Origin of the sequence: Cohnella rhizoplanae (genome assembly GCF_948329515.1) — a bacterium.
Classification (GTDB): Bacteria; Bacillota; Bacilli; order Paenibacillales; family Paenibacillaceae; genus Cohnella; species Cohnella rhizoplanae.
Map to the genome: position 1 here is coordinate 16,650 of NZ_CAOJCN010000002.1, position 11,922 is coordinate 28,571.

Annotated in this window: 9 protein-coding genes; 6 read left to right on the forward strand and 3 right to left on the reverse strand. The window is 63.1% G+C overall.

Annotated features, from left to right (window positions below; all coding sequences use genetic code 11):
- Positions 1-71: 71 nt before the first annotated feature.
- The 4 genes from pflB to PQG80_RS04440 all read left to right on the forward strand — a co-directional run bounded on the left by pflB (position 72) and on the right by PQG80_RS04440 (position 6,539).
- On the forward strand, positions 72-2,342 hold the full coding sequence (gene pflB, locus PQG80_RS04425) for a formate C-acetyltransferase (RefSeq protein WP_271749956.1): 2,271 nt from the start codon (positions 72-74) through the stop codon (positions 2,340-2,342).
- Positions 2,343-2,431: 89 nt separating this feature from the next.
- Positions 2,432-3,190: a pyruvate formate-lyase-activating protein gene (gene pflA / locus PQG80_RS04430; protein WP_271749957.1), complete on the forward strand. Its 759-nt coding sequence runs from the start codon at positions 2,432-2,434 to the stop codon at positions 3,188-3,190.
- A gap of 14 nt (positions 3,191-3,204) precedes the next feature.
- The gene (gene mobA, locus PQG80_RS04435; protein ID WP_271749958.1) at positions 3,205-4,032 is read left to right on the forward strand and encodes a molybdenum cofactor guanylyltransferase; all 828 of its coding nucleotides are present in this window, start codon (positions 3,205-3,207) and stop codon (positions 4,030-4,032) included.
- A 185-nt stretch (positions 4,033-4,217) separates the two neighbouring features.
- Positions 4,218-6,539, forward strand: a complete 2,322-nt coding sequence (locus tag PQG80_RS04440) for a putative bifunctional diguanylate cyclase/phosphodiesterase (RefSeq protein ID WP_271749959.1) — start codon at positions 4,218-4,220, stop codon at positions 6,537-6,539.
- A gap of 133 nt (positions 6,540-6,672) precedes the next feature.
- Here PQG80_RS04440 and PQG80_RS04445 read toward each other — a convergent pair whose 3' ends face one another.
- From PQG80_RS04445 to PQG80_RS04455, 3 genes are all read right to left on the reverse strand, one after another.
- On the reverse strand, positions 6,673-7,005 hold the full coding sequence (locus tag PQG80_RS04445; RefSeq protein ID WP_271749960.1) for an ArsR/SmtB family transcription factor: 333 nt from the start codon (positions 7,003-7,005) through the stop codon (positions 6,673-6,675).
- Complete coding sequence (locus PQG80_RS04450) at positions 7,005-7,430, reverse strand: SRPBCC family protein (protein ID WP_271749961.1); 426 nt, start codon at positions 7,428-7,430, stop codon at positions 7,005-7,007. Before PQG80_RS04450 ends, PQG80_RS04445 begins: the two co-directional genes overlap by 1 nt.
- Positions 7,431-7,734: 304 nt before the next feature.
- Positions 7,735-8,985, reverse strand: coding sequence for a conserved virulence factor C family protein (locus PQG80_RS04455; protein WP_271749962.1), 1,251 nt, complete (start codon positions 8,983-8,985; stop codon positions 7,735-7,737).
- 167 nt (positions 8,986-9,152) lie between these two features.
- On the opposite strand from PQG80_RS04455, the gene PQG80_RS04460 reads away from it, so the two are divergent.
- Both PQG80_RS04460 and PQG80_RS04465 read left to right on the forward strand, forming a co-directional pair.
- Positions 9,153-10,124 carry an MBL fold metallo-hydrolase gene (locus tag PQG80_RS04460; RefSeq protein ID WP_271749963.1) on the forward strand — a complete coding sequence of 324 codons (972 nt, stop codon included), beginning with the start codon at positions 9,153-9,155 and terminating at the stop codon, positions 10,122-10,124.
- Positions 10,121-11,740, forward strand: a complete 1,620-nt coding sequence (locus PQG80_RS04465) for an ABC-F family ATP-binding cassette domain-containing protein (RefSeq protein WP_271749964.1) — start codon at positions 10,121-10,123, stop codon at positions 11,738-11,740. Before PQG80_RS04460 ends, PQG80_RS04465 begins: the two co-directional genes overlap by 4 nt.
- Positions 11,741-11,922 lie beyond the last annotated feature (182 nt).

The window sequence follows — 11,922 nt, forward strand, 5'->3', positions numbered from 1 at the left end:
AGGCTCAAACGCGAGAGTTCGATTGCGGGAAGCACGATCACGGGAAGTTCGAATACGGGAGGGAAACGATCATGAGCATCCTGAACAAAACGATCGGGGAATCCGCCGGCAGGCTGGACGCCTGGCGCGGATTAGAGGGGGGCGTCTGGCAGACGGCGGTAGACGTGAACGACTTCCTCGGCCTGAATCTGACGCCGTATACGGGCGCCGCCGCATTCTTGGCCGAACCGACGGAAGCGACCCGGCAGTTGTGGTCGCAGGTGCTCGCTCTGATGAAGCAGGAGCGGGAAAACGGGGGCGTGCTCGACGTCGACACCGAGACGGTATCGACGATCACCTCTCACGGCGCCGGCTATATCGACGAGGCGCTCGAGAAGATCGTCGGCCTGCAGACCGATGCGCCGCTGAAGCGCTCGATTCAGCCGTTCGGAGGCATCCGGATGGCGCAGGACGCGTGCGAAGCATATGGCTACAAGCTGCCGGACGAGATGGTCCGAACCTTCACCGACATTCGCAAGACGCATAACCAAGGGGTATTCGACGCATATACCGCCGAGATGCGCCTCGCCCGCAAGGCGGCGATCATCACCGGCCTGCCGGATGCTTACGGCCGCGGGCGGATCATCGGTGACTACCGCAGGGCGGCGCTCTACGGCGTCGATCGGCTGATCGCGGCCAAGCAGACCGACCTAACCGCGCTCGAAAAGGACGTCATGGGCGAAGATGTGATCCGTCTGCGCGAGGAAGTGTCCGAGCAGATCCGGGCGCTCGGCGAGCTCAAGGCGATGGCTGCCGCTTATGGCTACGACATCTCCGGCCCGGCGACGAATGCGAGAGAAGCGGTACAGTGGCTGTACTTTGCCTATCTGGCCGCGATTAAAGAGCAGAACGGCGCTGCCATGAGCCTCGGACGCGTATCCAGCTTCCTCGACATCTACATCGAGCGCGACCTGCGGGAAGGGACGCTTAATGAAGAACAGGCGCAGGAGCTGATCGACCACCTGGTCATGAAGCTGCGGCTGGTCAAGTTTCTGCGGACGCCGGACTACAACGAGCTATTCAGCGGCGATCCGACGTGGGTGACCGAATCAATCGGCGGCATGGGCAAGGACGGTAGGACGCGCGTCACCAAGAACTCGTTCCGGTTTCTGCACACGCTGTACAACTTGGGCCCGGCGCCGGAGCCGAACCTGACGGTGCTCTGGTCGACGGAACTGCCGGAGGGCTTCAAGGACTACTGCGCAAAGGTATCCGTCGATACGAGCTCGATCCAATACGAGAACGACGATCTGATGCGCCCGATCTACGGCGACGACTACGGCATCGCCTGCTGCGTCTCCGCGATGCGGATCGGCCAGCAGATGCAGTTCTTCGGCGCCCGCGCCAATCTCGCCAAGGCGCTGCTCTATGCGATTAACGGCGGCAAGGACGAGAAACTGGGCGTGCAGGTCGGGCCCGAGCTCGCGCCGCTGACCGGCGAATACCTCGACTACGGGCAGGTGATGGAACGCTACGACGAAGTGCTGGAGTGGCTGTCGAAGTTATACGTCAACACGCTGAACGTCATTCACTACATGCACGACAAATACAGCTACGAACGCATCGAGATGGCGCTCCACGATACGGAAATTCTGCGTACGATGGCGACCGGCATCGCCGGCCTCTCGGTCGTCGCCGACTCGCTGTCCGCGATCAAGTACGCCAAGGTGAAGCCGATCCGCAACGAGAAGGGATTGGCCGTCGACTTCGAGATCGAAGGCGATTATCCGCAGTTCGGCAACAACGATTCGCGCGTGGACGATATGGCGGTCGACCTTACGGATGCGTTCATATCCAAGCTGCGCAAGCGCGAGACGTACCGCGGCTCGATGCCGACGCTGTCGGTGCTGACGATCACGTCGAACGTCGTCTACGGCAAGAAGACCGGCAGCACGCCGGACGGCCGCAAGGCCGGCGAACCGTTCGCGCCCGGGGCGAATCCGATGCACGGCCGCGATCGCAAGGGCGCGCTCGCTTCGCTCAGCTCGGTCGCGAAGCTGCCCTACTACAACTGCCTCGACGGCATCTCGAACACGTTCTCCATCATCCCGAAGGCGCTTGGGCGCGAAGAACGGACCCGCGTCGGCAACCTGGTCTCGCTGCTCGACGGCTACGCCGACAAGGGCGGGCACCATTTGAACATTAACGTGTTCAACCGGGAGCAGCTGCTCGACGCGATGGAGCATCCGGAGCAATACCCGCAGCTCACGATCCGCGTCTCGGGCTACGCGGTCAACTTCATTAAACTGACGCGCGAGCAGCAGCTCGACGTCATCAACCGGACGTTCCACGGCACGATCTGACCGGACGGCCGCGTACCCGCGGCCCTCGGACGGGCGGCGGAAGCCCGGGACGACGGACTCGATTCGATACTTCAGAGGAGGACTTGACGATGCATCACGCGGGGAGGATACATTCTCTGGAGACGTTCGGGACGGTCGACGGTCCGGGCATCCGCTTCGTGCTCTTCATGCAGGGCTGCGCGCTGCAGTGCGCGTACTGCCACAATCCGGACTCGTGGGATACCAAGGGCGGACGCTTGATGACGGTCGGCGAGGTCCTGGACGAGATCGAGCCCTATGTTCCCTTTTATAAAAGGTCGGGCGGCGGCATCACCGTCACCGGCGGCGAACCGACGCTGCAGGCGCCGTTCGTCGCTGAGCTGTTCGAGCAGTGCAAGGAACGTTGGGGCCTGCATACCGCGCTCGACTCGTCCGGATTCTGCGACCCGCATCATACGGAGCGCCTGCTGGCGGCGACGGATCTCGTGCTGCTGGATCTGAAAATGATCGATCGCGCCGGACATGAGCACCTGACGACGCAGCCGAACGACCGCATCCTCGCCTTCGCGAGGCATCTGTCGGACGCGGGCGTCCCGATGTGGATCCGGCGGGTGCTCGTGCCGGGCTGGACCGACGGAATGACGGAGCTGTTGGCGCTTGGCGAGTTCATCGGCGGGCTGCGCGGCGTCGACAAGGTCGAGGTGCTGCCGTATCACCGGATGGGCGTGTACAAATGGGGGCAGCTCGGCAGAGCATACAGGCTGGAAGGCGTGGCGGAGCCGTCGCAAGCGGAGGTCGACCGCGCATACAGGCTGATCGGACAAGGCCGACGGACGGCGGAGGTCGAAGCCGCGATCGCAAATCTCTGAAAGGAGAGAATGACATGTCAAGCGCATCCGTTACCGGCGCTATACTGGCAGGCGGCCCGAATTCGCTGCTGGGCGGCACCCTGAAAGCGCTTCTGCCCCTGCAAGAAGAGCCCCTAATCGTCAGGCAAGTGAGGGAAATGCGGAAGCTGTGCAAGGAAATCATCGTGGTCACCGATACGCCGAAGCCCTTTTTCGACGTGCTGGACGGTTCGGTGCGCATGATCACGGATTATTTTCCGGGCCGCGGGCCGCTCGGCGGCATGCATTCGGCGCTGCGCCTCGCGCGCAATCCGTTGGTATGGATCGTCGGCTCCGACATGCCGTTCGTCTCGGCCGAGGAAGCTCGGCGGCTGATGATGGGCTTCGCGAACGGCGTCCAGGCGGTCATCCCGATCGTGCGCGATCGGCCGGTGCCGCTTCACGGGCTGTACGACTCCCGCTGCTCGGAGGCGGTCGCGGCGCTGCTCACGGCGGGAGGCGAGAGCATAGAGGCGCTGCTGGGCCGGTTGCATTGGCTTGGCGTGCCGTCCGAGCGCGGCCGGGGGAAATGGGGAGATCAGAATGGACCGGACAGTTCGGACAAATCGGAAAAAACGGACAGATGGGAAAGATCGGATGGATCTGACGGATCGTATGGAACCGATCGAGCGGATGGAACAGATGGAACAGATGGATTGAACAGAATGGTTGTGTCTGATGGTCCGGATGGACCGGATGGACCGGATAGACCGGATAGACCGGATAGACCGGAAGCTTGGTCGGCGTTTTCGTTCGAGATCCGCGGCCAACCGGATTACGATCGGGCCAGAAGCCTGCTGACGCTGGCTCGATCCACCGGCTGACACGGCTGTCGTGGCTGACAGGCATAGACGATGTTTGGCATGAGCGGTCGACGCTGACGGATAAGGGTTTTCGCAAAAATCAAACGCTCGCGTTCGTTAAGCGCGACTTTTGGCCCAGAATGCAGGAAAATGTCGATTCGTGTTGAATCTCTAGGATACAGTTCTTGTCCGGGGGAAAGTCATTCATGCCTGTAACCGATTCAAACCATGCATCCGCCAGAAAAGCAGCGCTGGGAATCTGGGCGCTGCTTCTCGCCGTTCTGATCCTTCTGGTCGTCTTGATTGGTTGGAGCACCTCCCTTTACCAAGACCGGCTCGTGCGGCAGGCGGACCAGGACGCGGCTACGGAGCTGGCGACCGAAGCCAATTCGCTGAGACTCGCCATCGATCGCCGCCTGCTGTTGTCGGAGAGTCTCAAGGCGTTCGCCGATATGGAGCTGATGTACGACGGGAGAATCGATATCGCGCGTTTCAACGAGTTCGCCGCACACTTCGTCCCTTCCATTCCGGACGTTCGCAATCTGTCCCTGTACCCTGACGGCATCGCCCGGTACGTATACCCGCTCGAAGGCAACGAAGCGTTGCTCGGCCTGAACCTGTTCAAGCATGCCGATCCCGCGGTCCGGGACAATGCGGCGCGTACCATGAAGATCGGGTCCGTCACCATGATGGGACCGCTGGAGCTCGCGCAGGGGGGGCTGGGACTGCTGACGCGGCAATCGATTTTCGTAGACGGGGAGTTCTGGGGGTTCGCCTCGGTCGTGCTCGACCTGCCGGCCTTGGTGCGCGAGGGCATCCAGTCTCCCGACAACGGCGTGCTCGACATCGCGCTCCGTGCCAACGGCCGCCTGCTGCTGGGCGACGCCGCGCTGTTTGAAGGCCGCGGCAGCCTGCGGGAGATGGTGAAGCTGCCCGAAGGGGAATGGGTGGTGGCCGGCAAGCTCAAGGAGAACCGGCTGCGGGAGATCGCGAGCAAGGTGTGGACCATCCGCTGCGTCAGCCTGCTCAGCGTGGCGCTCCTCCTTTACGTGCTGTACGGTCAGCTGACGGGCAAGGCCAAGCTGGATATCAAAGTGCGCGAACGGACGCGCGAGCTCCAGCAGGCGAACGAGGTCATCGAAGCTTCCAACGAAGAGCTGATCGCGATCGAGGAGGAGCTGCGGGAGCAGAACCGCATGCTGGAGAGCAAGGAGCAGGCGCTCCGCTACATGGCCTATCACGACGCGGTGACGGGCGTGTACAACCGGACGTATTTCAACGTGCATCTCGAGGAGCAGACGGCCGCTTCCCACCGTCTGGGGCGCAAGCTCGCGCTGCTGTACTTGGATCTCGATCAGTTTAAGCTGGTAAACGATACGCTCGGCCACACATACGGCGATATCCTTCTCAAGGAAGCCGCGTCGCGGCTGCAGAGCATCCAGGTCGACGAAGGCCGTTCGGGCCTCGCTTTTTTCCGTATCGGCGGAGACGAATTCACGATCGTGGTGCCGAACCTCGAGGAACCGGAGGAGGGCAAGCGCATCGCGGAGCAGGTGATCGAGCTGTTCCGTCAGCCCTTCTACCTTCAGGATGCCGAATACTACTTGACGGCGAGCGTCGGCATCGCCTTGTATCCCGACCAGGGGGCCGACGCGCAGACGCTGATCAAACACGCGGACAAGGCCATGTACGCAGCGAAGGAAGCCGGCAAAAACCGCTACAAATGGTACGACGGCTCCGCGCCTGCGGGCGCGGGCGAGCAGATGGAGCTGCGGAGCTACCTGCGCAAAGCGCTGTCGCGGGGAGAGCTCGAGCTGCATTACCAACCGCAGATCCACGCAGGCAGCGGGCGCCTGGTCGGCATGGAGGCGCTGCTGCGCTGGAACCATCCGAAGCTGGGACAGGTGTCCCCGCAGCGCTTTATCCCGCTCGCCGAGGAGACGGGGCTCATCGTCGAGATCGGGGAGTGGGTGCTGCGCGTCGCGTGCGCGCAGAACAAGGCATGGCAGGAGGCGGGATTCCCGGAGCTGCGCATGGCCGTCAACCTGTCCGCCCGCCAGTTCGCCGCCGGCGACGTGGCGGCGTCCGTCCGAGGCGCGCTCGAGGCGTCTGGACTCGATCCGCGGTACCTGGAGCTGGAGATCACCGAGAACATGGCGATGCAAAACGAAAACCTCCCCACGCTCGAGCTGCTGCGAGACATGGGAATCACGCTGTCGATCGACGACTTCGGCACTCAGCATTCCTCGCTCGGCTATCTGAAGCGGCTGCCGATCAGCCGCATCAAGATCGACCGCTCCTTCGTCAGCGGCATCGGCAACGATGACCGGGACGAGGCGATCATCCACGCCATGATGCTCGTCGCGCGGCGACTGAGCCTGTCCGTGGTCGCCGAAGGCGTCGAGACGGAGGCGCAGTACCGCTTCCTCGCCCAGCACGAGTGCGACGACATCCAGGGCTTCCTGTTCTACCGGCCGCAGCCGGCGGAGCTCATCCGCAAGGTGCTGCTGGAGCACTTGAAGGCCTAGGCGCGCATGGAGAGACCGGTGCGCAGCGCGGTTTAGGCGCGACGCCTCCTCTAGCGGAGGCGAGGCGCGCCTCAATCCGCGGCAAAGAGCCCGACCGCTCCCATAGGAGGCGGCGGGCTCTTTGCATTTTCGGCTAATCGGCAGCGTTCCCATCCTCCACCATGTGCTTCAGCATCGCGAGCTTGTTGTCCCAGAACTGCTCGAAGTAAGCGAGCCAGTCCCTAAGCTCCGTCAGCGGCTCTGGACGGAAGGCGTAGCGCGTCTCGCGGCCCGCCCGCCGCTCGGTGACGAGGCCGGCCTCCCGCAGGACGCGCAGATGCTTGGAGACGGCGGTCCGGCTCATGTCGAACTGCCCGGAGAGCGCCGACAGCGGCTGTTCGCCCTGCGTCAGCAGGCGCAGCAGGCGCCGCCGGCTCGGATCCGCGATCGCCTGGTAGACGTCGTGCTGCGGCAGCGCTTGTCCCATTAGGCCTCGACCAGTCGCTGCAGCTTGGCCACGATGCCGTCCCAGCCGTTGCCCATATGTTCGCGGATAACGCCGTGCGGTTGGCCGAACTCCGTCAGCGTGTCCTCGTCCCAGCCTCCATGCGTGAGCTTGAACGCGGTGCGCGCATTCGGTAGCGACCTCAGCTCGAACGACAGCGTCCAGTCCTTGCCCCAATTAAAAGTAAGAAGCTCGGGCGGATCGATCGCGGTAATCTTGCAAGGGGACATGCCGAACTGTCCCGCGTTGAGCGTGAATTCATGGCCGACGACCGGCTCGAAGCCGCTAGGCGGCATGAACCAGGCGGAGATGCCTTCGGCCGTGGATACCATGTTCCACACTTTTTCGATCGGCGCGTTGAGCTCCAGGGTACGTACGATATCGGGCAGCTTGCGGGAGTCGCTCATTTAAAATACCTCCTCAAATTAAAGGAAACCATTTGGTTTCGCATAAACATCATACGAAACCAAATGGTTTCATGTCAACTGGGAAATGTGCCTAGGCAGGGCTCGCTGTATTTTCCGTTTTAACGATATCCCTTTTAAACAGGAAAGCGAATGCGGGATCGTCCACACTCGCTCTTCTTCCCTTGCATGTCACGGGTTCGTCGGCTGTGAGACCGGACGGTGATGAGCGCTCCTGAGCCAAAGGGATATTGTTTAAAAGCGCTGCGGGGCGGTCCCCTCAGCAGAAGCTCCGGCGCAGCAAGCGCTATCTCTGACCTTCGTCCTCGTCCCGCTGCTGCTCCCGCATGCGCGTCATCTGCTGCCAGACGGAACCGGCGGCTTCCTCGCCGCTGCGAATGCGCGCGATCGCGATCTCGGCCTGCAGCTTCACCTCGAACTCGGCCTCGTTCTCCGCCGCCCGCTCCAGCGCCTCGAGCGCCGACTCGTCGCCGGCCTCGTACAGAAAGCGCGCGGCGCGCCACCGCACGAGCTTGTTCACGTCGCCCAGCGCCTCCGCCATCGCCGGACCCGCGGCGGGATCGCCGAGGTCCGACAGCGTGTCCCCGGCCGTCCGGCGCACGGCCGCCGACGTATCCTTCAGCGCCGCCAGCAGCGGCGGCAGCGCCTCGGGAATGCGCAGGTCGCCGAGGTAGACCACGGCGAGTCTGCGCACCGATACCTGCGGGTCGCGCGCGGCCCGCGCGAGCAGCGGCAGCAGCTCCGCGTCCGGCTTGGCCCGCGACAGGGCCGCGTAGCGCGTCTGCCAATCCGGCGCCTCGAGCGCGGCCGCCAGCTCGGCCGGCGTCGTCGCCCGGCCCGCCGCGCCGAGCGCCGCGACGCCTTGGCTCTGCGAGCCTGCGCCAGCCTCCGCGCCCGCGGCTCCCGCACCGCCCGCGGCCCCCGCGGAGCTTGCTCCTGCGCCTTCGGCGCCTGCCGCCTGCGCGGCCGCGATCAGCTCGCGCAGCCGCGCGTCCGGATACGCCGCGTCCAGCTCGCGCGCGACCTCTTCGAGTATCTCCTGCGGCTCGCCGTACCGAACCCCGAACTCCGCGAGCCGCCGCTCGCGGATGAACCCGCCGCCCGCCGCCTCGTTCACGGCGTCGGCGAACCGCGGCCCCAGCGCGGCCCGCGACTCCTGGCCGCCGCTCTGCACGCGGATCTGCATCGGGATGCCGCGGTACAGCTGCACCAGCACGCGGGCTTCGCCGAAGCTGTACGCGAGCGCGTCGTCTCCCGCGCCGGCGCCTCCGCCGTCCGCCGCGGCGCCGAACAGCTCGCGCACGGCCGCGAGGATGCCCGCCCAATCGGCGCTCGGCCTGCGGTCGAGGGCGAAGAAGTCGGCGGCCCTGAACGCCGACTTCACGCCGGGAATCTCGAGCAGCTTCGCCACGAAGGGCGGCAGCTGGTCCTTTTTGTCCATCGTATAAGTGTGGCGCTCGCCGGCCGGCAGCGACTCGTCCACGTTCAGCTTCATGGAATTCGGGCTGGGCGTTGGCTCAATTGACAGCAGCTTCATGTACACACGACCTCGCTTTGCATATGGTGATCTCGCGAATCTCTCTCTATACAATACCGCACAGCGTTCCGTATTGCCAAAGGAGGGGTATTTAAGTGACAAGTCGGCCTTGGAACATTGGCCTGATTCCTGCTATAGTAAGATTAGTACGTCAACGGAGGGGTACCATGCCTAAGAGCCGCTTCGGCAATCTGGACGCCATCCGCGCGGGGGCCGCGGGGAAGGACCAGTTCGCGCGATGGCGTCAGGAACGCCTGCAGAAGATGAGGAACAAAGGATATCAGGAATGCGTCCCGAACGTGAAGCCGGATCTGTCATTTCTTCATCATAACCGCCAGGAGCCGTCGGTGACGTGGATCGGCCATTCCACGTTTCTGCTGCAGATGGGCGGGCTGAATATCGTCACCGACCCGGTATGGGCGCGCCGCATGGCGCTCCAGAAGCGGCTGGCGCCGCCCGGCGTCGAGCTGTCCGACATGCCGTCCGTCGACCTCGTGCTCGTCTCCCATTCCCATTACGACCACTTGCACTTCGGGTCGCTGCGCCGTCTGCGCGGACCCAAGCGGCTGTACGTGCCCGCGGGGCTGAAGCGCAAGATGGCGGTCCGCGGCTTCGGCGAGGTCCACGAGATGCATTGGTGGGAGAACTGCACCGTGCACGGCGTGAAGTTCACCTTCGTGCCGGCGCAGCACTGGACCCGGCGCAACCCATGGGACATGAACAACTCCCACTGGGGCGGCTGGGTCATGGAGTCCCACCAGGGGCCGACCATATACTTCGCGGGAGACAGCGGCTATTTCAGGGGGTTCGAGGAGATCGGCCGCCGGTTCAAGATCGACGTGGCGCTCATGCCGATCGGCGCGTACGATCCCGAGTGGTTCATGGCCGCGCAGCACGTCAGTCCCGAGGAAGCCCTCAAGGCTTATCAGGACCTCAAGGCCGATATTTTCGTACCCATGCATTACGGCGCCTTCAAGCTGTCGGACGACACGCCGATGGAGGCGCTCGAGAGGCTCGAGGCGGAGCGCGCGCGCCTCGGCATTCCGCAGGAGAAGATCTTCCTGCTCCAGCACGGAGAGACCATGCGCTTCTCGCGGGGCCATGTCATCGATAACGAAGCAAAGGATGGATTGGATTGATCACAGTCAATAACGTCAGCCTCAGGTTCGGCAAGCGCCCGCTCTTCGAGGACGTCAACATCAAGTTCACGCCGGGCAACTGCTACGGCCTGATCGGCGCGAACGGAGCGGGCAAGTCTACGTTCCTCAAGATTCTGTCCGGCGAAGTGGAGCCATCGAGCGGCGAAGTGCATATCACGCCGGGCGAGCGCCTCGCGGTGCTCAAGCAGAACCACTTCGAGTACGATGAATTCAAGGTGCTCGACACGGTCATCATGGGCTACGAGCGCCTGTATCAAGTCATGAAGGAGAAGGACGCCATCTACGCGAAGGCGGACTTCACCGACGAGGACGGCATGCGCGCGGGCGAGCTCGAGGCCGAGTTCGCGGAAATGAACGGCTGGGAAGCCGAGAGCGACGCGGCCGAGATGCTCAACGGCCTCGGCATAACGACCGAGCTGCACGACAAGCAGATGTCCGAGCTCGACGGCAACGAGAAGGTCCGCGTCCTGCTGGCGCAGGCGTTGTTCGGCCAGCCGAACATCCTGCTGCTTGACGAGCCTACCAACCACTTGGACATCGAATCGATCAACTGGCTCGAGGAGTTCCTGTCCCGCTATACCGGCACGGTCATCGTCGTATCGCATGACCGGCACTTCCTGAACCAGGTGTGTACCCACATCGCCGACATCGACTTCGCCAAGATCCAGATGTACGTGGGCAACTACGACTTCTGGTACGAATCGAGCCAGCTCGCCACGGCGCTGATGCGCGACCAGAACAAGAAGAAGGAAGACAAGATCAAGGAGCTGCAGGCGTTCATCCAGCGCTTCTCGGCCAACAAGTCCAAGGCCAAGCAAGCGACCAGCCGCCGCAAGATGCTCGACAAGATCTCGCTGGACGACATCCGTCCGTCCAGCCGCAAATATCCGTTCATCCAGTTCAAGCCGGAGCGCGAAGCGGGCAAGCAGATCGTTACGGTCGACAACGTGAGCCTCACGATCGACGGGGAGAAGGTTCTGAACGGCGTGTCCTTCGTCGTCAACAAGGGCGACAAGATCGCGCTGGTCGGTCCGTACGGACAAGCCAAGACCGCGCTGTTCCAGGTGCTGATGAACGAGATCGAGCCGGACGAGGGTTCGGTCCAGTGGGGCGTCACGATTACGCCGGCGTATTTCCCCAAGGACAACTCCGCGTACTTCGAAGGCAACGACGACCCGCTGGTCGACTGGCTGCGCCAGTACTCCAAGGACCAGGACGAGTCGTTCATCCGCGGCTTCCTCGGCCGCATGCTCTTCTCCGGCGACGAAGCGCTGAAGAAGGCGTCCGTGCTGTCCGGAGGCGAGAAGGTGCGCTGCATGCTGTCCAAGATGATGCTGACCAGCGCCAACACGCTGCTGCTCGACGAGCCGACCAACCACTTGGACCTCGAGTCCATCACGGCGCTGAACAACGCGCTCGTCGACACCGACGAGACGATGATCTTCACGTCGCATGACCATCAGTTCATCCAGACGATCGCGAACCGCATCATCGAGATCACGCCGAACGGCCTGATCGACCGGATGTCGACGTACGACGAGTACCTGGAGAACCCGGAGATCGCCGCCCTGCGCGCCCGCCTGATGCCGGCCTGATCGGCCGTCTGCGGCTTCGACATCTCTGTAACACAAATGTAATATGCGTTTCATGTTTCATTCAGGGTTCATTTGTACAATGTATCTATGACCCCCCTTTTCAATATATCTTTTCTTAAGAGCCTTCCGGCCGTATGCCGGGGGCTCTCTTTTTTTTGTGGTATGATGTATGAAATTATACC